23 protein-coding genes are annotated in these 23,661 nt (G+C 39.6%); 13 read left to right on the top strand and 10 right to left on the bottom strand.

Annotated elements, in window-relative coordinates:
* Positions 1 to 11 precede the first annotated feature (11 nt).
* The 4 genes from GN277_RS00355 to GN277_RS00340 all read right to left on the bottom strand — a co-directional run bounded on the left by GN277_RS00355 (position 12) and on the right by GN277_RS00340 (position 4,753).
* Positions 12 to 1,139 (bottom strand): protein-glutamate methylesterase/protein-glutamine glutaminase, encoded by a 1,128-nt coding sequence (locus tag GN277_RS00355; protein ID WP_159748910.1) that lies wholly within the window; start codon positions 1,137 to 1,139, stop codon positions 12 to 14.
* A 115-nt stretch (positions 1,140 to 1,254) separates the two neighbouring features.
* Positions 1,255 to 2,067, bottom strand: a complete 813-nt coding sequence (locus GN277_RS00350) for a CheR family methyltransferase (RefSeq protein WP_159748908.1) — start codon at positions 2,065 to 2,067, stop codon at positions 1,255 to 1,257.
* Between the two features lie 22 nt (positions 2,068 to 2,089).
* Positions 2,090 to 2,569: a chemotaxis protein CheW gene (locus GN277_RS00345; protein WP_159748906.1), complete on the bottom strand. Its 480-nt coding sequence runs from the start codon at positions 2,567 to 2,569 to the stop codon at positions 2,090 to 2,092.
* Positions 2,570 to 2,596: 27 nt separating this feature from the next.
* Positions 2,597 to 4,753, bottom strand: coding sequence for a chemotaxis protein CheA (locus GN277_RS00340; RefSeq protein ID WP_159748904.1), 2,157 nt, complete (start codon positions 4,751 to 4,753; stop codon positions 2,597 to 2,599).
* A gap of 118 nt (positions 4,754 to 4,871) precedes the next feature.
* Here GN277_RS00340 and GN277_RS00335 point away from each other — a divergent pair, with 118 nt between their 5' ends.
* From GN277_RS00335 to GN277_RS00310, 6 genes are all read left to right on the top strand, one after another.
* A complete protein-coding gene (locus tag GN277_RS00335; RefSeq protein ID WP_159748902.1) occupies positions 4,872 to 6,296 on the top strand; it encodes a hypothetical protein in 1,425 nt (474 codons plus the stop codon).
* Positions 6,283 to 6,636, top strand: a complete 354-nt coding sequence (locus GN277_RS00330; protein WP_159748900.1) for an EscU/YscU/HrcU family type III secretion system export apparatus switch protein — start codon at positions 6,283 to 6,285, stop codon at positions 6,634 to 6,636. The genes GN277_RS00335 and GN277_RS00330 overlap by 14 nt, the downstream gene beginning before the upstream one ends.
* 181 nt (positions 6,637 to 6,817) lie before the next feature.
* On the top strand, positions 6,818 to 8,164 hold the full coding sequence (locus GN277_RS00325) for a hypothetical protein (RefSeq protein ID WP_159748898.1): 1,347 nt from the start codon (positions 6,818 to 6,820) through the stop codon (positions 8,162 to 8,164).
* Between the two features lie 205 nt (positions 8,165 to 8,369).
* A complete protein-coding gene (locus GN277_RS00320; RefSeq protein ID WP_159748896.1) occupies positions 8,370 to 8,741 on the top strand; it encodes a hypothetical protein in 372 nt (123 codons plus the stop codon).
* A 20-nt stretch (positions 8,742 to 8,761) separates the two neighbouring features.
* Positions 8,762 to 10,750 (top strand): hypothetical protein, encoded by a 1,989-nt coding sequence (locus GN277_RS00315; protein WP_159748894.1) that lies wholly within the window; start codon positions 8,762 to 8,764, stop codon positions 10,748 to 10,750.
* Positions 10,719 to 11,975, top strand: a complete 1,257-nt coding sequence (locus GN277_RS00310) for a dCTP deaminase domain-containing protein (RefSeq protein ID WP_159748892.1) — start codon at positions 10,719 to 10,721, stop codon at positions 11,973 to 11,975. Before GN277_RS00315 ends, GN277_RS00310 begins: the two co-directional genes overlap by 32 nt.
* Positions 11,976 to 12,143: 168 nt before the next feature.
* Here GN277_RS00310 and GN277_RS00305 read toward each other — a convergent pair whose 3' ends face one another.
* The 3 genes from GN277_RS00305 to GN277_RS00295 all read right to left on the bottom strand — a co-directional run bounded on the left by GN277_RS00305 (position 12,144) and on the right by GN277_RS00295 (position 13,301).
* A complete protein-coding gene (locus tag GN277_RS00305) occupies positions 12,144 to 12,599 on the bottom strand; it encodes a hypothetical protein (protein WP_159748890.1) in 456 nt (151 codons plus the stop codon).
* A 92-nt stretch (positions 12,600 to 12,691) separates the two neighbouring features.
* On the bottom strand, positions 12,692 to 12,934 hold the full coding sequence (locus GN277_RS00300; protein ID WP_159748888.1) for a hypothetical protein: 243 nt from the start codon (positions 12,932 to 12,934) through the stop codon (positions 12,692 to 12,694).
* A 121-nt stretch (positions 12,935 to 13,055) separates the two neighbouring features.
* Positions 13,056 to 13,301, bottom strand: coding sequence for a helix-turn-helix transcriptional regulator (locus GN277_RS00295; protein WP_159748886.1), 246 nt, complete (start codon positions 13,299 to 13,301; stop codon positions 13,056 to 13,058).
* Between the two features lie 131 nt (positions 13,302 to 13,432).
* Here GN277_RS00295 and GN277_RS00290 point away from each other — a divergent pair, with 131 nt between their 5' ends.
* From GN277_RS00290 to GN277_RS00280, 3 genes are all read left to right on the top strand, one after another.
* Positions 13,433 to 13,642 carry a hypothetical protein gene (locus tag GN277_RS00290; protein ID WP_159748884.1) on the top strand — a complete coding sequence of 70 codons (210 nt, stop codon included), beginning with the start codon at positions 13,433 to 13,435 and terminating at the stop codon, positions 13,640 to 13,642.
* A 336-nt stretch (positions 13,643 to 13,978) separates the two neighbouring features.
* Positions 13,979 to 14,131 carry a hypothetical protein gene (locus GN277_RS00285; protein ID WP_159748882.1) on the top strand — a complete coding sequence of 51 codons (153 nt, stop codon included), beginning with the start codon at positions 13,979 to 13,981 and terminating at the stop codon, positions 14,129 to 14,131.
* A 250-nt stretch (positions 14,132 to 14,381) separates the two neighbouring features.
* Complete coding sequence (locus tag GN277_RS00280; RefSeq protein WP_159748880.1) at positions 14,382 to 15,470, top strand: hypothetical protein; 1,089 nt, start codon at positions 14,382 to 14,384, stop codon at positions 15,468 to 15,470.
* Positions 15,471 to 15,870: 400 nt separating this feature from the next.
* Here GN277_RS00280 and GN277_RS00275 read toward each other — a convergent pair whose 3' ends face one another.
* From GN277_RS00275 to GN277_RS00265, 3 genes are all read right to left on the bottom strand, one after another.
* Positions 15,871 to 17,898 carry a glycosyltransferase gene (locus GN277_RS00275; RefSeq protein ID WP_159748878.1) on the bottom strand — a complete coding sequence of 676 codons (2,028 nt, stop codon included), beginning with the start codon at positions 17,896 to 17,898 and terminating at the stop codon, positions 15,871 to 15,873.
* Positions 17,883 to 19,970 carry a glycosyltransferase gene (locus GN277_RS00270; RefSeq protein WP_159748876.1) on the bottom strand — a complete coding sequence of 696 codons (2,088 nt, stop codon included), beginning with the start codon at positions 19,968 to 19,970 and terminating at the stop codon, positions 17,883 to 17,885. The genes GN277_RS00275 and GN277_RS00270 overlap by 16 nt, the downstream gene beginning before the upstream one ends.
* A 79-nt stretch (positions 19,971 to 20,049) precedes the next feature.
* Positions 20,050 to 20,913 (bottom strand): flagellin N-terminal helical domain-containing protein, encoded by an 864-nt coding sequence (locus tag GN277_RS00265; protein WP_159748874.1) that lies wholly within the window; start codon positions 20,911 to 20,913, stop codon positions 20,050 to 20,052.
* Positions 20,914 to 21,188: 275 nt separating this feature from the next.
* Between GN277_RS00265 and GN277_RS00260 the strand changes: the two genes are divergently transcribed.
* From GN277_RS00260 to GN277_RS00250, 4 genes are read left to right on the top strand one after another with little or no spacing between them, the layout of a single operon-like run.
* Positions 21,189 to 22,310 (top strand): AAA family ATPase, encoded by a 1,122-nt coding sequence (locus GN277_RS00260; protein WP_322101234.1) that lies wholly within the window; start codon positions 21,189 to 21,191, stop codon positions 22,308 to 22,310.
* Entirely contained in the window at positions 22,297 to 22,782 is a 486-nt protein-coding gene (locus GN277_RS31075) for a PD-(D/E)XK nuclease domain-containing protein (RefSeq protein ID WP_322101233.1), read from the top strand. The genes GN277_RS00260 and GN277_RS31075 overlap by 14 nt, the downstream gene beginning before the upstream one ends.
* A gap of 34 nt (positions 22,783 to 22,816) precedes the next feature.
* Positions 22,817 to 23,302, top strand: a complete 486-nt coding sequence (locus GN277_RS00255; RefSeq protein WP_159748872.1) for a hypothetical protein — start codon at positions 22,817 to 22,819, stop codon at positions 23,300 to 23,302.
* Between the two features lie 5 nt (positions 23,303 to 23,307).
* The gene (locus GN277_RS00250; RefSeq protein ID WP_159748870.1) at positions 23,308 to 23,643 is read left to right on the top strand and encodes a hypothetical protein; all 336 of its coding nucleotides are present in this window, start codon (positions 23,308 to 23,310) and stop codon (positions 23,641 to 23,643) included.
* Positions 23,644 to 23,661: the final 18 nt, after the last annotated feature.

Genomic DNA, 23,661 nt, shown 5'->3' with positions numbered 1-23,661 from the left:
TAAAAACAAAGTTACTTAACACCCTTAAGATGATTCATGAGGACATTGGAAATATTTTCACAGGAAGCCTGTGTGCATACTGCTCCGATATTATAAGCCACCATAGGCATACCATATACGACGCAGGAATCCTTGTCTTGTCCGATGGTAAATGCACCGTTTTGACGCATCTTTAGAAGTCCGTCTGCTCCATCGCGTCCCATACCAGTCATAATGATACCGACCTTGTTAATGGCTACATTTGCAGCAATGGAGTTAAACAGGACGTCTACAGAAGGACAGTGGCCGCTTACCTTAGCGCCAGGACGACACTGAACGATGTAATTACGTCCGGAACGAACAACCTCCATTTGCTTTGCGCCTGGGGCGATTAGGGCAAGCCCCGGATGAATGACATCACCGTTCTTCGCCTCACGTACCTCCATATTACAGATGCGGTTCAGACGTTGTGCATACATCTCTGTAAAGCCTTCCGGCATATGCTGAGTGATAACGATACCAGGAATATTTCCAGGAAGCCTTTTTAATACTTCCAGGGTTGCCTCTGTTCCCCCTGTAGACGCACCCAGTCCGATAATAGTAGAATCAAGAACGTTGCGTGACAGCGCTGGAAATGGCATAGGTCTTGCCGTACCCTGTGGTGCAAGTGGACGAACTGCGCCTCCAGCCATTGCCGGAGTTGGGACAGGAGCGGGAGCAGGTGCCGGAGAATTGGGCGTTGCTGCTCCAGGCTGGCTGATGCGGACTTTTGCCTTGGCGGCTGTCATAACCTTCACTGTGAGCGATTCAAAGAAGGTTTCCTTTGAATTACGGACAGTCATATCCGGCTTGCGCACGAAATCAACTGCACCGGCTGAAAGCGCGTCAAATACACTTAAGTTCAGAGATGATACAAGAACCACCGGAAGAGGATTCGTAGGAAGTAACTGCTTCAAAAATTCTATTCCATTCAAACCTGGCATCTCCACATCCAGGGTAAGCACATCTGGTTTTAGCTGAGGAATCTTCTGTTTGGCATCATAGGCATTGATAGCATAGCCGATTACTTCTATGCCGGGTTGTGAAGACAAATGTTGAATAAGCGCCTGCCGAAATAGAGAAGAATCGTCAACGACTAATACTTTAACTTTGTTATTCATAAAAGGTTCCTTTCTTACGCCAATACTGCGTATCCATTTTTGTTGTAGTATAACCATGGAAAAGCCGCTTCTGAAACATCAAAAGCAGCCCATTCCTCTATAGTTTTCAAAATTATCAAATTTTCCGATAAGTAGCAGGTTTCAGATATTTGTAGGGCGTTGTGGTTTTATTCAGGCTCTCTGAATGGCCGATCAGAAGGTAACCGCCAGGGTTAGTTGCGTTGAAAAAACGCTGTACCAACGCATCTTTGGTTGGCTGATCAAAATAAATCATTACATTCCTGCAAAATATTACATCGAACTTCAGTTTGAAGCGAATCGGATCCATCAGATTAAAGGTCCGGAAGATTACGTTGGACTTAATCTCTGGCGCCACGGTAAAGGTACCCGGCTCGCCGGTAGGTCGGAAGTATTTGGACTTCCAGTCGGGAGAGAGCTCTTTTAACGATTCTTCATCATAGACCGCATTCTTCGCAGCCTTAAGGGCATTCTGGGAAATGTCGGTTGCCAGAACCCTGGTATCCCATGCAGCCGCCTTGGAGCCGAAGAACTCTTTCAGGATCATAGAGATTGTGTAAGGTTCTTCTCCAGAAGAACAGGCGGCGCTCCATATACTAAGTACCTTATCCCTTTTAGTCTCTACAAGATAGGGAAGAATGGTATCCTTGAATAATTCAAAATGAGCGCCCTCGCGCATAAAAAAGGTGTAGTTAGTTGTTAGTTTATTCAGCATCAGTTCAAGGTCTTCCGGTCTCTTATTCGTAACCAGATTATCAATATATTCTCCAAAGGAAGAAAATCCCAGGGAGACAATCGTATTTGATAGACGGCCGACGATCAACTGGCGTTTTTTTGACAAGTCTATTCCATAGTTTTGATGAATAAACGTTATCAATGTCTGAAAATCACGGTCATTAAGAGTTAACATAGTTCTGGCTCCTTTGTATTAGTTAGTATGACTGAACAAGCTGTTCGCAATCCAGGAAGAGAATGACTGAACGCTCGGATGAAGAAATCATTCCGCTAATTAATTCCTGTTGGTTCTCGACAGGGACAGGTGCAATTCTGTCCTGATCAATATCCATTACCTGCTGAACTGCATCTACGATAATACCAATGTAAACGGAATTAATGTTCAACACGATAATGCATGTTGAAGATGTATATTCGATTGCAGGTTTTCCCATACGCAGGCGGATATCAATAATCGGGATAATCTGCCCACGTAAGTTAATGATCCCTTTGACATAATCCGGAACAAGGGGAACCATGGTAATTGCATGATTCGTAATGATCTCAATAACGTAGTTCGTGCTGACGCCAATGTTTAACCCGTCAGAACTGAATGTTAAGAAACGTTCTGTAGAGATTGGTGTACCATCCTCCATAACTTCGTTCGCTGCTGTATTTACTGCTGTATCTGCTGACATAATTATTCCTCCAGTTTTCTGTACACTTTAATATTGCTGAGTCGCCGCGTATAAGTTGCTGATATCCAGGATCAGACTGATATTGCCGTCTCCCAGAATGGTACAGCCGCCGATTCCGGAACTCTTGATGTTGAAGTTGCCAAGGAATGGTGAGAGTGGCTTTACCACTACCTGCTGTTCTCCGAGCAGCTCATCTACGAACAGACAGTAGGATTTGTCGGCAGTCTCAACCCATATTAAGATACCATCTTCAATGTTGGTAACTTCTGTCTCAATATTATATAACTCATGTATTCTTATGATCGGGTAGAAAGCATCCAGGCACTTAATAATCTCATTGCCATTAGCATCCAGGATGACTTCTTCCTTCTGTGGCTTAAATGACTGGCGGATATTGGCAATCGGTATTGTAAACAAGGACTTGCCTACAGAAACCTCCATACCGTCTGTGATTGCCATAGTTAGCGGAATCTTGAGGGTCGTACAGCTTCCCTTTCCTGTCTCACTGGTAATAGAAATCGTTCCGCCTACGGCTTCTACGTTCTTTTTTACTACATCCATACCTACACCACGTCCGGAGAATTCGGTAACTTCTTCGTTGGTAGAGAAGCCTGGAAGCAGGAGGAGAGAAAGAATCTCTTTCTTGGAATAATCGCTTGCTGGCTTGGTCAGGATTCCGTTGCGCTCTGCTTTGGCAAGAATCTTATCGGGATTCATTCCCTGGCCGTCATCGGAAATGGAAATAATAACTTCGCTTCCTGTATGAGCCGCGGAAAGTACAATCTCTGCCTGAGGGTTCTTGCCGGCTGCAATACGTTCCTCGGCTGTCGCCTCTACACCATGGTCCATGGAGTTACGGACAATATGCATAATCGGGTCGCCGATGCTGTCTACAACTGTCTTATCTACTTCTGTATTCTCGCCTACCAGGGTAAGGCGAACATCCTTATTGAGCTTTTTCTTCATGTCACGGACAATACGGTTCATCTTCTGGAATGTTCCAGACAGTGGAACCATTCGCAGCGACATGGCAATATCCTGAAGGTCGTCTGTTAATTTGCGTAACTGACGCGCTGACTTCGTAAAGTTATCGAGCTTTAAGTTCTGCAGATCCGGAGATGATGTTACCATGGACTCCGTAATAACGATCTCCCCGACGATTGCCACCAGACTGTCCAGTTTGGACAGGTTCACGCTGATCAAGCTCTGCTTTACAGGTGCGCCGTTGTGGGCAGACGCCGATGCTGCCGGAGCATTGTTGGCTGCCGGAGCGCTGTTGGCTGCCGGAGCATTGTTGGCCGTTGGAGCGCTGCTTACTGCCGGTGCGCTGTTGGTTGACTCTGCCGCTGTCATCGGGCCGGATTGTGAAGATGATGCCTTTTCCGCTGGCTTTGCTGCTGCGTTCTCAATTACTTCATAAGAATGAATGCTGTTCTGCAGCTTAATCGCCTGGAGTGCACGTTCTAAGTCTTCCTCGTTCGCTACTGCGATGAAGAAGCCCTTCTCCACGATGGTTTCGCTTGTGTCAGAATTCGTCTCCACATCATTCGGATAGTGTTCAAAGTGCAGATCAATCTCTCTAAGGGAAGTAATTACCATAAACGCACGAAGATTCTCCATACCAGAGCCTTCTTCAAAATGGATTCGTATGAAGTAACGTAAGCTGCTCTCCGGACATCCGGCAAGCTCTTGATTGATAAGAGCGATTGCTTCCCCATCTGCAACCGGCATCTCTGTTTCGACCTTCTCATCCTTGGAAGAATCAGTGGATGACTTGTCTCCGGAAGAACTGATTTTTTCCAAAAAACTATTAATATTTGCAATGATGTGGTCGATATTAGTGCTAAGGGGCTCATCGTTTTCGATTTTTTCAACCTCTATACGAAGAGCATCCGTTGATTGGAACATCAGATTGAACAGATCATTTTTGTGTGATTCGTCAAGAGCATCCATACCGTTTTCACGGATATAGAAGAATAAGTCTTCTATATGATGTGCAATCTCCATCAACGTAGAGAATTCCATCATTGCAGACGATCCTTTAATCGTATGCATGATACGGAAAATCTCATTAACATCATTCGTTGTGAACGTTGCATTCTTTTCCGCTTCTATTAAGAGTTCATCAAGCTGTTCCATAAGAGTGTTTGTCTCATAAAGATACATTTCAAGCATGTTATCCATAATCTTAGTACCGCCTTATCTAATAATGTTAATTATAATATGTTAAAAAGTATTATTTTTATGTATATCGTCATGATGGCGGAAAAGGATAAGAGTAAATTATAGAGTAGGTGAAAAAATGTCAAATATTTTAAAAGTAACGAATCCAACCGTGGCATATGAGAATAATAATACGGTGAATAAGCAGACGCCTTCCCAACAGGCGGAGGATCTAAGTATTAAAAACCCTGTCGAGGCGAACCGTGTAGGAAGGGCGGACGGCCGTACTGAAGCGGGCGGAGACGACGGGGGACAAAAAGGTATTTCCTATGAGTCGAATTTCGGAAGCTTTGTAGCGTCGCTAAGGGATGTGCCCAGGCTTGGCGAGATTATGACCAAGATGATTTTCGGCGGAATGGCGAATTTGGTAGAATCCGGCATCGGCAAGGGGACGGCGGAGGAGATTCAGGCGTTTTTTCAGATGCTTGAGATGTCGCCGGAGAAGCTGAATGAATTTATGAAAAGCCAGATGGCAGGGGCAAACCGTCTGCAGGGACCATTGTTTGACGTAATGCGCCAGATTATGGGCGAGGCGACGACAGTGGAGTTGAAAGCCGGCGTGCTGGATTTTTGGAAAAAATATAATGATATGTCCTCTGGGAAACATATTCTTGAGAATATTAAGGGTACGCTGGAGGATATTGAGGCTCGTATGTTCCGCAACGACCGTGAAGGGCTTGAAAGGCTTGCTATGCGGTTAAAGCCTCATTCTACAGACAGTAATGCCGCGAATGTGCGGATGTTAAAGGAACAGATTATTCCTTATATGGGCAAATATGTTGCAGACAACCGAGAGCTGGGTAAGCTGCGTGACCTGGTTACATTGGTTGCCTTCAATACGGCGCGGTATGAGAGCGGCAGCCTTGACAAAGTGGTGGAGGCATTCCAGAGATTGATGGAATTCCCTACCTTCAATAAGCATTTTCCTGGTATGACAGGCAAGGATATGCGGAATATGCTGTTGAATGTGGATTATGACCGGGCGGCGGGGAAGAATGAGCTGACGGATAAGCTTCTGAATATTATGGAGGCCGGCGTGAAGGGAGAAGCCGGAATTGAGAATAAAGAACAGTTTGTTAATATTATGCGAAGCGTCTTGGTGAACGAGAGCGTCTATATGCCGGTTATGCATGTGATGCTGCCGGTGATTCTGGACGGTGTGCCGATGTTTTCAGAGATGTGGGTTGATCCGGACGAGGAATCTGGCAATCCCGGCTCAAAGGAGCGAGGAGTGAAGCTCCTGATCAAGTTCGACATGAAAGATGTTGGCTTTTTCGATATGATGTTGTATTATGAGAAGGGGAAGATTGATATGCTGATCCATTATCCGGAGGAATTGTTGGGACATGAGAGCGATATCCGCGAGAATATTCGTAAGATCATGCGCAAGAATAATCTGGAGCTGGAGTATCTCGGCGTTGAACAGGGGAAGGTGCCAATTCCGGTACATACCGCATTCCCGAAGATATTTGAAAGGAGAAATTCAATCAATGTCACAATATGAGGACGTGATGAACAAAAAAGCAGTTGCACTGAGATATGATGAGAATAAAGATGTGGCGCCGGTGATTGTTGCTTCGGGGCTTGGATATATGGCTGAGCGTATTGTGGAGATGGCGAACGAGAACGGTGTGCCTGTGTATGAGGACAATTCATTGGCAACGGTGCTGACGCAGTTGGACCTTGGGACGGCGATTCCGGAGGAGTTGTATCAGGCGATTGTGGATATTTACGCGTATTTTCTGAAATATAATCCGGAGAAAGCAAGAGAGGCCGCAGAGGCAAAGGAGAGAGCCAAGGCGGCGACGGAGGATGAAGAAGATAGCGGAGAAAGGGAAGAATAATAGGAGTGGAAGGGGAAGCCGATATCTGTGAAGTGGTATTGGTTTTCTTTTTTTAGCTCAGAATATATGGCGGTATTGCCTTGGAGGACGGCGTGATACAGCCGGAGAGGTAAAGAAATAACAGAAATGGCCGATATATTAAGAGTAGATACGAAATCAAAAGCGGGAAGAGGAAGAATATATGACGAAAGCGCAGAAAAAGCAGGCTGAGAATTTTATAAAATTGCTTGACCGGGCGCATGGCGGGATTAAGAAGACGATAGAGACGAGGAATACTGAGGCGGCGCTGGATCTGCTGTCACAGTGTCAGGAATGTGCCATCCAGTTGGGAGAAATTATCGAGAAGGTAGAAGGTGAGGACTTTGTCACGATTCCTATGATTGAGGATTACTGTGAACTGGCATATCAGATATATGAAGATGTTTCTCAGAATAATCCAGTTAATGTGAGTCAAGTGTGTAAGGCGTTGCGCCGCTCGCTGATTAAGATGGAGAACAGCGTGAAGCATGATATACCTGAGCGTATGGAGGCTGTGTTCCTGCCGTACAAAGCTTCCATGTGGGATTCGCTGGAAAGTGTGTGGAAGGCGGCGGATGAGGATCCGAATTGTGACGCTTATGTTGTGCCTATTCCATACTATGACAAAAATATTGACGGAAGCTTCAGAGAGGTACATTATGAAGGGGACCTGTATCCTGAGTATGTTCCCGTCATGAGTTATAAGGAGTATGATTTTGAAAAGCGCAGACCGGACATGATTTACATTCACAATCCTTATGATGACTGCAATTATGTGACCAGCGTTTTGCCGGAGTTTTATTCTAAGAACTTGAAGCAGTATACGGACAAACTGGTCTATATTCCCTACTTTGTTCTAGGTGAGATTGATCCAGAAAATGAGGAGGCAGTGAAGGGAATTGCGCATTTTTGTACGGTGCCGGGGGTATTCAATGCGGATGTAGTAATTGTGCAGTCGGAGAATATGCGGAAGGCATATATAGAGGCGCTGACGGATGCCGCGGGAGAGAATACAAGATCCCACTGGGAGAAGAAGATTCTGGGGCTTGGCTCCCCGAAGTTGGATAAGGTGGCGAAAACATCGGAGGAGGAGTATACGCTTCCGGAAAGATGGAGGCAGATCCTTGAGAAACCAGATGGGAGCAGAAAAAAAGTAATCTTATATAATACCAGCGTTACGGCGTTACTGCAGGAAGGGGAGAAGATGCTTCAGAAGATGCAGTCCGTATTTGATATATTTAAAGAGAATATTGAGGATGTGGCGTTATTATGGAGGCCGCATCCGTTGATAAAGGCAACCATAGAATCTATGCGGCCCCAGTTATGGCTTCAATATGTGCAGCTTGAGGAACAGTATAAGGCTGAAGGATGGGGGATTTATGACGATTCTGCCGAGCTGAATCGGGCGATTGCGCTATGCGATGCGTATTACGGAGATGGAAGCAGTCTGGTGCAGTTGTGTCAGAAGGCAGGGAAACCAATTATGATACAGAATGTGGAGATAATATGAGATGTTTGGAAGTGAAGAATATTGTCGGGGGCTATGAGGGATTAGAAGCTGCTGGGTAGTTGACTGAAAATGTCGAATTATGTTATTATTAAAAAGGTTAATCAATAGTAAGGTGATAAAGTAGGTGAGGTCTGCTTTGTTATCTTACTTTTTTTGTCTAATTTAATATTATATATTCCTAAAAGAAGGCAGGGAGATAGAGATTATGAAAGACAAATTTAATTATAAAATAGCAGATAGCCTTTTTACTTCACTGAAAGGCTTTATTGTTTTAGGGTTATGTGGGAGAACTGGATCTGGATGTTCCACTGTTTCAGAGATTTTAACGCAGGATTTTACACAGTTAAATATCCCAATGCCATCTGAAGAACTTAAAGGTTCTGTCCAAGCTACAGAGGAACTGATTCTTTACAATTATGCCAAAGAGAATTGGATGCCGTTCTATCAGATTAAGGTTAGTAGACTTATGATAGGTTTTTTATTGGAGGAATGTCAAAAAAATATATTTACAGAATACTTAGAAAAAATGTTTGATAGACTATCGGTAGAAAATAGAGAAAGAATAAAAATGCATTAGAGACTTTTTATGATTCAGAAATGAGCTTTGTTTTGCCTGAGTATTTTACTAAAAAAATAATGATGGATTTCCCTCTTAAAGATAAAAATTCTTCTCTAAATTGGGAACAAATATTGGAGAATTTAGGAGGATTTATGACGGAAGCGGATTCATGGAACCTCTTGTTTCCACAGACAAAAGATATGAATTGGCCTAATGTTAATAAGATTAGTGCACAAATTGGTAAGGAACCTCCTTTTGAGATATATCATCTCGGAAAATATGAGTTTAAATACGAATATGAAAAAGAAAGCCAAAGATGTATTTTTCATATCAAACTTCACGATATGCAGAGTATAATGAAGGAATATTCAATTTTTCGTAAAAGCAAAAGGAAACAATGGAATAATTTATTATATTGGATGCTTTATGAATATGCATATAATGCTTTGCCTCAAGCTGCAAATGAGCTGTTAAAAAAAATTGGAAGAATTCAGCATGGTTTGCCTATTATGATTCTACAAGATATAGGAATTAATTTGCGTATATGGGGAAAACCATTTGTTTATGATATAGAACAACAAAATCTCTTTTTTAAAGACGAAGGGTTTTTAACAATTATAAGACGTGTTAATTTATATCTGAAAATTTTGCGAGATTATTTACAAAACCAAAAGGAATATAGGGACAGTATTTCCGGTTCTTCTAAGTATGAGGAATGTCTTAGGCTTTTAGATCAAGGGACGAAACAGGTGGTTGTAGTTATTGATTCCATTAAAAATCCTTTTGAGTCAACATATTTAAAAGCGCGATATTCAAGTTACTATTTAACGGCTATCTATACTGATGAAACAGAACGGTATAATCGGTTAGAAAAGTCGGATAAAAGCCTTACATTGCAAGAAATTCAAACGATTGATACAATTGAACAATTAAAAGAGTTTAAAAAATTATTTAATAAATATAAAAGAGATAAAGAATTAGATGATGAAAACAGTATGCTGTCTAAAGCGGTGTTAGAACAACTTACAGACAAACTTAAACGTGATGATTTAGTAAAAATTTTACCTTTTATTACACAAAATGTAGAACAGTGTATAGAGTCGGCAGATATTTTTATCAACAATCATAATGATAATCAACAGAATTTGAGCTTGAAGAAAAAACTAGTTAGGTATATTTCCCTGATTATGAATCCGGGATTAGTTCTGCCGACACCTATAGAAAGATGTATGCAAATTGCGCAAGCTGCTAAAGTTTGTTCTGGTTGTATTTCACGACAGGTTGGGGCAGTACTTACGGATAGTCAATATCGAATTCGATCTATTGGATGGAATGATGTGCCGTTTGGTCGAGTTCCATGTATATACCGTGATATGCAAGAGGTTAAACAGCATTGGAATCTTGAAGCATACAGCGATTTTGAAAATGATGATACAGATGAATTTCAAAAGTATATTAGTCAAGATAGTAGGATAGAGCAAGCTGGAGAAGTTATGCGAAGAAAAGGGAAAAGGATTCCGTTCTGTTTTAAAGATGTATATAATGCGAAAACTGGTAGTAAAAATCAGGTTCATCCCAGAGCACTACATGCCGAAGAAAGAGCATTTTTAAGCTTAGCTGACCAAGGCGGAGTTAGTATTGAAGGTGGATATCTTTTTACCACATCTAGTCCTTGTGAGTTATGTACAAAAAAGTTGTGTTTTATGGGTGTATCTAAAGTTTACTATGTGGAACCGTATTCAGGTATTTCTTCTAAACATATTATGTGTGATGGAATAGAAGGACGAAGACCGATACAGGAACTTTTTACAGGTGCTTTGGGACGTGCATATACTTATCTCTATACACCGATTATATCTCAAAAAGATGAATTAGAATTATGGCTTGGCTATAAACTAAATGGAAAGATATCTAAAAGTGTCGAAAAGAAAGATGCAAAAGAGAATAAATATGCATCAAACACCATGAAATTAAAAAAAGATATTCAGAAAAATAATGAACCTAAAAAAAAAAAAAGAAGTCAATAAGACAAAAGTGAGTAAACAAGAGAGGAGTCATAGATTAAAATGGAAAAAAAAAGAAGGAGTTTTTCAATTAACAGGAACTAATATTCGCAACATGCGTACTGAGCTGGATTCTAATTTTATGATTGCTCCTTATCAGAAAGAAAATGCGACAGGATGCGGCTACAATTTGACTGCCACAGAATTTATTTATTCGATTACAAAACGAAGGTTGCTCACTATACATAAATCAAAGCAAGGTGATACCTATGTTAAAATATATCCTAATGATACGGTTTTAATATTGACTCGTGAATATATTAAACTAAGTGGAAATATGGCAGGTGCATTTTATTCACGAGTACAGATGGTATCTAGCGGGTTTGGGCATATTTCAACCACTCTTGATCCTGGGTGGAGAGGGATGTTACTTTTTTCGATTAATAACCCAACAAAAAGAAAATTGAGATTGAATATCAGTAGGTCAACAGATAGAGGTGTGGTTTTTAAAGGAATTGCGACTATGGTTTTGACACCTGTTAGAATAGAAGATGAAGAAACAAAAGGTGTGGATCCCAGTTTAGATAATCCAGCTATGCGTTTGGATGTACTTAAAAAGCTTGTGTCTGAACCCAAACGTTTTTGGGCAGATAGACAATATCAAAACCTTAAGAAGTTAATTTATGATTTAGAGCATTTTGAAACCATTGAAAATAGTAAAATGAAAAGACTTACGGATATAAAAGCACATCTTACAAACATTGAAATGGAGATAGCATCTTACAAGTCAATTGAAGATATTCAGGCATATTTAGTTGAATTAAAGCGAATCGACTATGGTGCTTTTGAGGAAGTACAATGTAAGGTGAAGAATCTTGATGATACTGTTTGTAAAACAACTGATATCTCTAAAGATGTAAATGAAATAAAAAATAAAATTGAATCCATATATCGAGAATACGATTATCAGCTTTTGTGTGAGAAGATAAATCAAATACATTTATTAATTCAACAGCAGGTGCCACACGTATGGGGGTATCATAAAATGCGGCGATTGTTAGGGTTTTTGTTAAAACATTGGAAAATATGGGTAGTGTATGGCATGGCTATTATTATAGTAGCTTATACATATAACTCGAATATCGGAAGTAATGATATGAATATTTTTATTTCTGTAGTTGCAGCAATTATGCCACCTTTTATTACTTATTTTTTAGAGATTTTTGGGGCGACAAATGAGGATTTATAAAACTGAGGATGGTTTAATGGTAAATAATGAAAGAGAAATAAGATATTATATTTTTTGCAATTGGAGTTAGGGAAAGTTATGCGAGTTGGCAGTTCTTTTGTTTATTGGGATATGAGTGTTTGCGGCGAATTTGGTACTGGATTAATAGTGTGCGAAAAAGGTAGGATACTATTTATTGTCGCCAGATAAGGATGTTTTTATGTAGGATGCGGTGCAACTAAAATTGGTTACACCGTATCTCTTTGTTACGCCACAAATTTGAAGTCCTGCGGGGTGTTCCGTATTTCTTCCATCGTGGCAAGGATTTATCTTCCGGTGGGAATATCTATCATCCCTACTACCGTGAAGTAAATGTCCACCTTCACATGGCTGTGCCAGCCGGATTTGTCGCTTCAAATCGGAAATCTGCTCACGCTTTTCGCCGATTAAAGAAACAAGATCCTGCGGAGAATCAATGTTGTTCTCACATAGGAACTTGTATTCTTTCAGCGTTTTATTTAAGTTTACAATTTCCTGCATCATAGCGGGGGATAGGGGGCGGGGAGTTTCGGGAGCAATATTGTTTCCCGTGATTAGCCTGCACAGTTCAATTACAAAGGCGAAAATTATCTGTATGCCGTCCATGTGCTGTATTTTTACGGTACTCGATTTCAAGCGTAAGGAGTGGCGTATATTTCGACTTGTGGAACGGGATATAGCCAATATGCCGCTGGTTATTAAGAAGTTTTGCCCTGATTGCTTCGGGCGTGTATTCTTTCCCTAGCCTGTCTAAGCAGACTGCCCTCTGCCGGTCTGTCCCTTTTACGGAATAATGGGGGGAAATTATTGTCACGGTATATTTCATAACTCATATCTTTTAAGCGGATTTCAAAGACTTTGAAATTGGCGGACTGTGCAAGTGCGGTATTAATATCTGTTTTCAGTAGCTCCCGATGTGACAGCCCTCCGTTTTGTTTCATCCGGTATTCTTTTTCTTCCCACCGTAAAACTTTGCATCGTTCTAGATACTTTTCCCATGTTCCAAATATACGGCGTCGGAGATTTCACGGAGCTTATGATGGTCGGAGATATTAAAAGCATTTATCGGAAAGATAAATCAGCAAAGATTTCATCAAAGGTAGCGTGATAAAGTTCCTTAAGAGCTAAAAGAACGCTTACCCGGATGTTGTGACGACCTAATTCCATCTGGGAGATAATCTCACGGCTCACCGTGAATCCCATTACCTGTAATTGTGCAGCGACATCTTCTTGAGATAATTTGTTACGAAGACGTAAGGATTTTAAATTTGAGCCTATGGATATATCCTGATTGATAACAGAGGACATAATGGTTTTCCTTTCTCAAATATTTTTGGAATAAATTTATTTCGTTAATGATTTTACAGTAGAAACGTTGTAATATTGGAATGAAATCATTCCATAGAATAATTTAATAAAGGAAGAAAGGAAACAATGCTATGGACGAAACAGAAATTGGCCGTATAGAAAAGCTGAACAAGCTGTCATCCGAAATGAAAGAGATTGTACTCTTGATTGCAGACAATATTGATTTTGTGAACCATATATGCAAGGGAAAAGCTATGCAGAAAGAGAAGTGGGAAAGATATATGGAGCATGCAATTATAAACAGAGATAATTTAGGGATTGCCTTGCTTTTAAACATATAAAAGATGAAAAGGGTATGAAAAAAAGAAAAAGACAATGCATGAAAAGAGAGGTGAAAATAAATTCCACATTTGATAGTAAAAGCAGTTTCTATATTTGATTTCGAGAATAAAAGGTTGATGAATATGCAGGAAATGAGGAATTTCAAAGAGATGAAGCGTCCCTTTGGGGATTTTTAGAAAATCTTTATCAAGATGGAGAGAAAAAAGATAATGTCTATGACATAATATGCAAGGCCATTATTGCTAATCAAGAAGTGTATACAGAGTTGGGAATACAGTTGGGAGCGAATTTGATTTTTGAACTTCTTTAAACAAATACTTTCAAGGAGAGAAACCATGATAAGGAATAGGGATAGACAAATGCTCCGACTTTTTGAATGGGTAAAGAAATATCCGGGATGGTGGTATTTGATTTGTACGCCAAATGACGAGGAATATCAAAATGATGAATACCTTGATAAGACATCTGGCGCAGGAACAGATGTATGAGATTATATTTGTGCTTTTGATGGTACATAGAAAAGATTGGTATGTGAAAGATATTTCTAATTTTATGTTGCTTGATACAGTAACATAAAATTGGACGGAAAATTTAAAAATGTGTTGTCAAATTTGACTATATACGTTTTTACATAAATTATAATAAAAACCAAAAAGACCACAAAAGTTGTCGTGAATGACTGATAAAACGACGAAATTCGTGATACAATGTAAACACAATGAATGTGGAGGTTAAGATATGGAAAATTTAAAAAGTAATATTGACCGTTACATGGAATTAAAAGGAATTAGAATGTATAGTCATTTACTCGTTGATATTGCTCATGAATTAGGAATTAAAGGACAAGAAGCATATAAATTTGCAGACAAAGAAAAATCTAACTTTTCAAAAATGTTAAAAGGAGAAAGATCACTTAAATACGATTTTATTATCCCTTTGGAAAAAATATTTGGTATTTCATTGGCTCGGTTACTATATGAAGATGCGTATAAATTACCTGCTGAAAAGGGAAATGTACCCTTCAATAAAGGTTTTAGATATTACGCATATTTAGATGATCCGAAATTATATAAGGATGAATTTGATGTGTTGCTTACAAATGATGGGAAATCTATCCTTACTCAAACTGATGAATTTGGTAAAAACTTCCTCGATTATGTAGTTGAATATCATTCAGTTAATGGTGTTAGATATCTTCACGATGAATATGGAATAAAATTGAAATGGTCTCATAATCAATTTGAATTTAGAAAAGATAAAGGTATAACATGGATTCATTTTGAAAACGGGATAGAGTTTGCTCGTCTTGTTGCAAGTATGAATGATGTAGAACTGTTCAACAATATTTATGACTCATACAATATGTTTTTTACAAATGGCCACTATGCTACAGAAGATTGTATTTTTTGTCAAGATGAATATTTGGAAATAATGCTAGACAATGATGACTTGTTTAATTCAATATTTGAAATAAAACCTTATGAGCTTAAGATGGGGAATATTGGTAGAAGAAAAAAACAAGTTGATTCTATTACATATCGCTCCATCAACCCAATAATTAATAATTGTTTAAGATATGCTTTGAAACACTTGGATAAATATAAGCATAAAGCAATAGATATATTAAAATTTGGAATTAACTATAATAGAAGAATAGACGGCGAGGTTGATTTTAACGATTATTATGTCTGTAATGAACTTGGTGGATTAAAAAATTTTAGAAATGAAGATTACTACGATATTATTATTATTGTTGATGTAGAAGTAAATGATGATGAAGTAAAGTCTTTAATTAATCGATTACTGGAATTTAATAAATTGAAGTGATACATTGAGGAAGAATAGCAATGAATACTTTGATGAATAAAAAGAAAAGAGGATTTGAGAATGAGCTTAATAACCTGTTTTCCTCCGCTCCATATTATAATGTAACTATGCTAAAACATAATTATTATGATCAATTTTTGAATTAGGGCAACAGAAAATTAACTTTAATTTTATGAATTGAGTTTATCTAACGACGATCCAATCTTTACCCTAAAAAAGTCATGGAGGAGATGGATTATACAGATTTATTAGCTTAGTATTCCGGGAAGGGGTATTCCCCCGATAAATAGAGATACCATGAAGGATATGCCAGTACCAAACGGCGCGCATTTCCGCGGGGTATCTCTATTTAGCTTTAAAATCGGAAGAAATCGGCATTAGCCGATTCCCCCCCCCGTTTCTATAAATTTCCCCCCTGCCGCAATACCTCTTGTTTCATCCGCAGAACCTCAAAATCATCCGGCAGAAGCGCCTGCAACTGTTCCAAGACTCCATACGCCTCATCCCATTGGCCCGCACTAATTAATCCCCGAAGAACTTGCTTCACTTGCCCGCCAAGCGCCATAAATTCTTCCGATACAGGCTGCTTAGGCTTTTGTATATCTTCTTCCAAGTTCCGCAGCAATTGTCCAACTGCCCCCGACATCTTAGGATAGATATGAATGGCATCTTTTAATAACATAAAAATCTCAGCAAACGTCCCCTCCTGTAAAAGACCCAAAGCATCCTTGAGCCTTGCGGCGAATCGATATCTGGCAGGAAGGGCATAAGCCTCAGGATTCTCAAGGGCCTCCTTTCTGTACACAAATTTTGCATCGCTGCAGACACTCCGACAATATTGTTCTAACAATTCTATCAATTTAGCAGGCTTCAGCATTTCCCCTGTCAGCAGCTTTTCCAGAAAAGATTGTTCCAATTTTCTTGCATAGAAGGGGCATGTCTCCAATAACGGCATGATTTTTTGATAAAATTTTTTCATTTCCTCCCATTCTTTGCGTTCTGTTACTGCCTCTGTATATTCATTCCACGCCTCTGGAGACATCCTTTTAAGCAATATTTCCAATGAAAATTGGTTGCGCACAGCAATTTCAATCAATTCCCACTGAAAGCCGGGCGGGCAGTTCTGAGCGCAGATTTCCCATAAGCCTTTTGTTCTCTGAAAATCCTTTTGATGTTCTGCGTAAAGAGCCTTCTGAATACAGACATAGGGGTTATTTGTGTTTAATCGGTCATATTCCCTTAGAATTGTATCATATTTTCCTTTATAATCCTTTTTCCATGCTTCCAGACGGGGATATTGGGGAAGGATGCGGTCTTCATCTTCCCACGGAAACCAGGACATAATCTGGCAGGCACATGGAAAGTCATCTGCCTTTGTGGTAAGAAATAATCCTTCCATATATACAGAGACTTCCTTTGCTGCAATGCTTTCCAGAGTGATTTCTGCTGCTCTTTGCTGTTCGGCTTTTTCAGGATGATTTAAAAGATAAAGAAGCTGCTTGCGGTATAAATTAACATACTTAATACCTTTTCTGAATTCTTTCAAATCCCTGCACAGCGCCGTCAGTGTCACGCACAGATGAAGCGTTCCCACTTCCAAGGTCCGTGGGTGATTTAGGATACGCTCGCCCTCATCTAGTGCAAGCCGCTTATCACCGGTATAAGAAATTAATAGCGGAAGGTTTGCCTGCATCCATAGCTCATAATTGTAAATGCGGCTTTCCTGTCTGGCAAGGGCAAGTCCTTTTCGACAATATTCAACTGCAATGCCAGGCTCCCCTACGCTTCTGTACTCCTGTGTAATCTGCATATAACATTGTGCAGAATTCGGATTTTTTTCAAGCATAGCCAGCAAAAGGGAAAGGTTTCGGGTTGTTTTTGTTTCGGACTCTCCCAATTTTTCTTTTCTTGCATAACCAAAATGGTGAACAAAGGCTGTTAATTTTTTATTTGGCTTGTGAAAAGGCGCCAGATTTTCGTGAATCGGGAAAATGAATTCGGTCTCAGGGGTCAACAGACACATTCTGCCGACATCTGTGTCAGAGTAACGTTTTCCTTCCAAATCCAGATAATTGCGTTGAACATAAAAGGCAGATTGGTAATGCCTATATTCGCCGCTTTTAAAAAAATCTATTATTTCTCCAGTATCATCAAACCATTCATCATCATCAAGATAGAGAAACCATTCCCCGCGTGCCTCTTTAAGTCCCGCATTTCGTGCTTTTGAGAAGTCGTTACACCAGGTAAAAGGAATGATATGAGAAGTATATTTTTGCGCCAGTGCGAGCGTCTCGTCACTTTTACCGGTAAATACAACGATTAATTCAGTGTCTAGTTCACGTAGAAGCGGCTTCAGGGAGTTCAGGCACTTTCCAAGCGTCTCCATACGATCAGATACCAGTAGAGAAATAGTTAGCTGTATGCGCATAATTTTGCCCTCCTTATTAATTCCTGATTTGTCCATATTAGTTCTAAGTCTTCCGGCATTAAGGGAAGAAGCTGCGCCAAAATTTCGGATGCCTGTGACGTCTGATTTGCATCCATCAGAATCTTTAATGTTTCCTTCATCTTTTCTGCAAGCTGAAGAAATTCATTTCCTGCATGCAGCATGGGATTATCCATTCGGCGTGCTGTCTGGCGGAACACCTCTGTGATTACACCGGTCATATCCGGATAAATGTGAATTCCATCACCGAACAAACGCACCGCTTCTGCCATCTTTTCCTGTTTTAATTTTTCCAATGCATTTAAGACTGTCATTGAAAAACGAATTTCACACGGCAAAAGACCAATCCGTTCCTCACAAAGTAAGTCTTTTCGGTACAATCCTCTATAAAAATCCAGGGTACACAGACAGTATTCTTCTAATGTTTCAATCAGTTTTGGCCAGCGAAGGAAGCCTTTGTTTAATTTTTGCTCTAGCCGGTGCCTTTTCAAGCAAAGGCTGTGAAGATAATATTTCTCATGGAGTTCAGCTTCGCATATACAGAGTTGGTTATTCAAATCATACGAAAGTTCTTTTATCGCTTTTGCAGTACAGATATTCCATGTATCTAAATCCATCTTTTCCGCAAGAGGCATTACATTTATCTGATGGCGGATTCCTTCCTTAAATAATTGCTGCTGTAGAAAGGCGTTGTCTGTGTGCAGTATACAGTATATAAATAAGTTCAAACCGTCTGTATTTATTTCTTTGCTCAAAGAATCCAGCGATTTTTGAAGTAAAAGATAGATGGGAATTTGTATATCCGGATATTTATAAATACAGGAAACTTCGGGTATATTAAAGCTAATCATTATATCTTGTAATATCTCAAAGAGAATTTGAACGTAAGGAGCAGCATATTTTGTTTTCCATTTTTCAAAATCAGAATAATATCTGCCCAAAATCTCCTCTGTATCCCACGGAAACCGTTTGAGAAAGTATGCGGCGCTCTTTTGCTCTTGGAGTTCCAATGCACTGGCAACGCAAGCCGCTCTTGTTCCAAATAAGCGTTCCGGATTTTTTACATAATTTTCACAGAATTCTCCGTAACTCTGTTCTTTCCAGAGATACGCTTGGCTGTCCATTTCGTCCAATAAATTTTCAAATTTCCATCCGTACCGGACGACCTGTTCTGATTCCTGTGCCTCGAAATAAAGATAGATAAGCTGTTGGTACAGAATCAGCCTGACGAGCTCAGAAGGACTTTCCTCATTCAAAATATTTATAATCTCTTGGATTGCCGGAGTTTTCCCCGGCGCTTTTCCTGTCAGATACGCCAGGTATGCCTGAAGCCATCCCATTGAATATGAATCTTTAGATTTTTGGCAAATATCTAACCCTATTCGGCAGTATTTTTCGGCTGCTTTCCAGTTTCCTTCCAAACCAAACTCCTTAGCAATCTGGATATAATTTTTAACCTGTTTTGGATGTTTTTCAATGGACTGCAAAAGCATAGGTATATTCCGAAAAGCTTTTGGTGAGTTAGCGCTGTCTGTTACATAACCATAATGATGTACAAAGGTCTGGAAATATTTGCAGGGAGCTATACGAGGCGTTAATTCTTCATGGATTTCTCCCTGAAAATGGCTTGCAGAAATTCTCTTTATCATCCGAAATGCAGAAAAATCAGAATACTTTGTGCCCTCCCAATTTTGATAATTGCGCTGTATATAGTGGGCGCTGTTGTAATGCCTGTATTCACCACTCAGGAAGAACTGGCAGATCTCGTCTACATCATCAAACCATTCGTCATCATCAATGTACAGGAACCATTCCCCCTGTGCGGATTTTAAGCCGATATTTCTGGCGGCAGAGAAATCATTGCACCATTTAAAGGGTATAAGCTGAGGCGTATAATTTTCCGCAATTTTTTTTACATCTGCATCTGTGTTTGTCAGTACGATGATCAATTCGCATGGGATTTTTACAAGAAGCGGTTTTATGGAATCAAGGCATCGTTCCAGGGAAGCTGTGCGATTTGATGCAAGTAAAGATATAGTAAGTGCGATATACATATTGGTTCTATTCCTCCTGTGGAAAAAAGAAAGCGCCCATCCAATGGACCGGCGCTTTCCTGTAATCATTAAATTGAAATTACTGTAACAACTGAAGAACTCCCTGTGGAACCTGATTAGCCTGAGCAAGCATAGCCTGAGAAGCCTGAACCAGAATGTTGTTCTTGGTGTAAGCCATCATTTCCTTAGCCATATCAACGTCACGGATACGGGACTCAGCAGCGGATAAGTTCTCTGTCTGAACACCCAAGTTGTTGATGGTGTGCTCCAGACGGTTCTGCAATGCACCGAAATCGGAACGCAGAGAAGAAATAATGTCAATAGCAGTATTAATCTTATCAATGGAATCTTTTGCTAAACTAGCTTTTGAGATATCTACATCTGTCGTAAGATCGATAGTTTCTGTCTTATTACCAATCTTAGCTGACATAGAACTTGCACTCATTGACTTAAGTGTAATCTTAATCTGATTATCAGTCTTAGATGTCTCACCAGCATGAATAGCAACTTCTTTTGTATCGCCGCCAAGGTTTGAGAATAAAGTAGTTCCATTAAAGTTAGCAGTGTTGCTGATTCTGTCTATTTCTTCTCTTAAAGCAACGACCTCTTTCTGCATCTCAGCACGGTTAGCGCTTGAATAAGTTCCGTTAGCAGACTGAGTAGCCAGCTCAACCATACGATTCAGCATGGAGTGAACCTCTGTCAAAGCGCCTTCAGCCGTCTGAACAAGAGAAACACCGTCTTCGGAGTTCTTCTGAGCTGTCTGCAGACCAGTGATCTGAGCACGCATCTTCTCGGAAATAGCAAGTCCGGCAGCGTCGTCACCAGCGCGGTTGATTCTGTAACCAGATGACAGCTTCTCCAGATTCTTTGTTAAAGAAGAATTATTGTTAGTTAAATTTCTGTGTGAATTTAAAGCTGTAATATTATGTTGGATTCTCATAGTTTTTCCTCCTTGAAATTGGTCAGGGACATCCTTTTCCCTGCATAATTATTCATTATTTTTTTATAATATTGAAGCTTTCAGGAGTGCAAAAAATATACTCTCCGGACCTGCCGGCGAACTGTCCAGAAAAGTACACTTTAATACATATTACAGTTAAGGAACTGTATAACAAATTCTATTTATGCATAGAAAAACAAAAATAAATATGATATGATGGCAATAAGATATACTAATACATTTAAATGAGGTGTAAAACCAGGAGGTTTTCAAATATGGGAATGTTTTTAAATAGTCCTGCACCTTTTGAAGCATACAAGGCAACAAAAGCAGGAGTATATTTTGTAGATAAATCCGACTTGCTAGGTGAATTAATCCCTGCATTTGGCACAGAAGACCGATATTACTGTATTACAAGACCAAGACGTTTTGGAAAAAGCGTTATGGCTAATATGGTTGGAGCATTTTTATGCAAAGCAGCAGACGCAGAAGAATTATTTCATAATCTGACAATATTGAAGGATAAAAAATATACAGCACACCTAAATACGCACAATATATTTTTCATTGATTTCAGCCGAATGCCAAGAGACTGTGAGAGCTATACATCATACATTAACCGTTTTCAGAATGGGCTTAACCGCGACTTGGCAGAGGCTTATCCACAAATTGCTATTGATATAGAAGGCGCAGTGTGGGATAATCTTTTAAATATTTTTCAACACACGAATGATAAATTCATTTTTATAATAGATGAATGGGATGCTATTTTCCATAAATCCTTTATTACACCTTCTGAGCAGGAAAAATACCTGGAATTTTTAAAAAATTTATTAAAAGGTCAGGTATACGTAGAATTTGCCTATATGACCGGAGTACTTCCAATTGCAAAATATTCCAGCGGTTCGGAACTTAACATGTTTTTAGAATACGATATTGCTACCTCAGAACGCTTCAGCGAATATTTTGGATTTTTGGATTCAGAGGTCGATCACCTTTACAATATTTACAAACAAAACATTAATAATCCGAAAATTTCCCGCAAAGACTTACGTTTATGGTATAATGGATATCATACAGCAAGCGGCAGGCAGGTATATAATCCTCGTTCTATAGTATGCGCTTTAACAAATAATCAATTAAGAAATTACTGGACGAGTTCGGGACCCTACGATGAGATTTTTTATTATATCAAAGACAATGTAGAAGAAATCCGTGAAGATTTTATTCTAATGATTACCGGTGAACGTGTGAACGCAAAAATGCAGGAATACGCTGCAACAGCCAAAGAGTTAAACACAAAGGCGCAGATTTATTCAGCGATGGTCATTTACGGACTCCTCACCTATGAGGATGGAGATGTTTATTCCAAACAGGGAACTAATGGAGCAATTTAATCAGTTATTGCTGTCAAACGAGGGGCTTGGCTATGTGTACCGTTTAGCCAGGGAATCCGAAAGAATGCTGCGGGCTACACTTAGCCATGACACGGATACAATGACAGAGATATTGGAGTTTGTGCATAATACGGAGTCCCCTATTTTTGAATATAATAATGAGACAGAATTATCAGCCGTAGTTAATCTGGTTTATCTGTCTGCACGGGATAAATACCGCGTAGAACGTGAAGATAAAGCGGGTAAGGGTTTTGTTGATTTTGTTTTTTATCCGGAACGTCGTCATGCTGATGCGATCATTCTTGAATTAAAAATAGACAGCACGCCCGAAGATGCAATACAGCAAATAAAAAATAAAAATTATGCACTTTGCTTTAGGGGCAAATTGGGCGAGGAACCCCGATATTCAGGTAAAATACTTGCAGTAGGAATCAGCTATAATAAAAGAGCAAAAGGCATTTCTGCAAAATAGAATCTCTATAAAAATTTAAGGAAAGAGGTGTCTTATGAAAATTAACACACAAGGATTACTTTTTACGCAGTCGGCTAGAAAAAATACGTTTCATTCATTTTTTAACAGCTTTATCAAAAAACCTGTTTCTCAGGAAAGGGAATGGAAACAGGAATTACATCAAAAGATGTCAGAGCTTACCCGCAAGAGTAATGGGCCTCTCATGTCTTTTATCAGAGAAACAGAAGTCCCTATAAAAGTCGCAAGTGAGATGGACCGTTATTATAATGCAGTTGGGAATGCGGTAGATAACCTGACCTGTATGGAAGAACAGATCAAATATATGCAATCAGAATATGACAAAGCCGTATCTCAAGGAGATGATGTCAAATCAGAAACTTTGTCGAAATGGATGAAAAATCAATATGCGGATATGTCATGGCAGATGAGTTCCGTTATAGGTATTTCCCATTTTCGCATTGATAATGCCTCTAAGCTGTATGGGGAAGCTTTTGGGGAGGAGGAGCGAAGAAGCAACTAACTGATTTGCATGACAATACTGAAAATATCCTTCAAGGCTTAAAAGGCGCGCAAAGCACAGAAGATGCATTACAGCGGCTTGCCAAAGCAAAGGAAGATTTAATGAAGCAGGCGCATATCGCTGAACAGCGATATGCGGATTACACGGGTAACCAACTGTCGCCTTATACATATAAGACTGAAAAGGATTTTTCAGGGATAAAATGGGATTCACATGTGATTTATAATTATACTTTAGATTCTGTGAAACCAATGAATTCTGCGATAAATCTAAAAGGATATCAGCAGATTAGTTTTGACCAGTTGGATGCGGCGGAAAATATTGTAGATTTGCATGCATAATTAATAACAAGGGGCTAT

The organism is Sporofaciens musculi, from assembly GCF_009830285.1.
GTDB classification, from domain to species: domain Bacteria; phylum Bacillota; class Clostridia; order Lachnospirales; family Lachnospiraceae; genus Sporofaciens; species Sporofaciens musculi.
The sequence above is the reverse complement of the archived record's forward strand: the minus strand, read 5'-3'. Positions and strand labels throughout refer to the sequence as shown.

Coding starts and splice junctions, on each gene's coding strand:
- GN277_RS00355 (WP_159748910.1), bottom strand. CDS start 1,139: ATGAATAACAAAGTTAAAGTATTAGTCGTTGACGATTCTTCTCTATTT.
- GN277_RS00350 (WP_159748908.1), bottom strand. CDS start 2,067: ATGTTAACTCTTAATGACCGTGATTTTCAGACATTGATAACGTTTATT.
- GN277_RS00345 (WP_159748906.1), bottom strand. CDS start 2,569: ATGTCAGCAGATACAGCAGTAAATACAGCAGCGAACGAAGTTATGGAG.
- GN277_RS00340 (WP_159748904.1), bottom strand. CDS start 4,753: ATGGATAACATGCTTGAAATGTATCTTTATGAGACAAACACTCTTATG.
- GN277_RS00335 (WP_159748902.1), top strand. CDS start 4,872: ATGTCAAATATTTTAAAAGTAACGAATCCAACCGTGGCATATGAGAAT.
- GN277_RS00330 (WP_159748900.1), top strand. CDS start 6,283: ATGTCACAATATGAGGACGTGATGAACAAAAAAGCAGTTGCACTGAGA.
- GN277_RS00325 (WP_159748898.1), top strand. CDS start 6,818: ATGACGAAAGCGCAGAAAAAGCAGGCTGAGAATTTTATAAAATTGCTT.
- GN277_RS00320 (WP_159748896.1), top strand. CDS start 8,370: ATGAAAGACAAATTTAATTATAAAATAGCAGATAGCCTTTTTACTTCA.
- GN277_RS00315 (WP_159748894.1), top strand. CDS start 8,762: ATGAGCTTTGTTTTGCCTGAGTATTTTACTAAAAAAATAATGATGGAT.
- GN277_RS00310 (WP_159748892.1), top strand. CDS start 10,719: ATGAACCTAAAAAAAAAAAAAGAAGTCAATAAGACAAAAGTGAGTAAA.
- GN277_RS00305 (WP_159748890.1), bottom strand. CDS start 12,599: ATGGACGGCATACAGATAATTTTCGCCTTTGTAATTGAACTGTGCAGG.
- GN277_RS00300 (WP_159748888.1), bottom strand. CDS start 12,934: ATGAAACAAAACGGAGGGCTGTCACATCGGGAGCTACTGAAAACAGAT.
- GN277_RS00295 (WP_159748886.1), bottom strand. CDS start 13,301: ATGTCCTCTGTTATCAATCAGGATATATCCATAGGCTCAAATTTAAAA.
- GN277_RS00290 (WP_159748884.1), top strand. CDS start 13,433: ATGGACGAAACAGAAATTGGCCGTATAGAAAAGCTGAACAAGCTGTCA.
- GN277_RS00285 (WP_159748882.1), top strand. CDS start 13,979: ATGATAAGGAATAGGGATAGACAAATGCTCCGACTTTTTGAATGGGTA.
- GN277_RS00280 (WP_159748880.1), top strand. CDS start 14,382: ATGGAAAATTTAAAAAGTAATATTGACCGTTACATGGAATTAAAAGGA.
- GN277_RS00275 (WP_159748878.1), bottom strand. CDS start 17,898: ATGCGCATACAGCTAACTATTTCTCTACTGGTATCTGATCGTATGGAG.
- GN277_RS00270 (WP_159748876.1), bottom strand. CDS start 19,970: ATGTATATCGCACTTACTATATCTTTACTTGCATCAAATCGCACAGCT.
- GN277_RS00265 (WP_159748874.1), bottom strand. CDS start 20,913: ATGAGAATCCAACATAATATTACAGCTTTAAATTCACACAGAAATTTA.
- GN277_RS00260 (WP_322101234.1), top strand. CDS start 21,189: ATGGGAATGTTTTTAAATAGTCCTGCACCTTTTGAAGCATACAAGGCA.
- GN277_RS31075 (WP_322101233.1), top strand. CDS start 22,297: ATGGAGCAATTTAATCAGTTATTGCTGTCAAACGAGGGGCTTGGCTAT.
- GN277_RS00255 (WP_159748872.1), top strand. CDS start 22,817: ATGAAAATTAACACACAAGGATTACTTTTTACGCAGTCGGCTAGAAAA.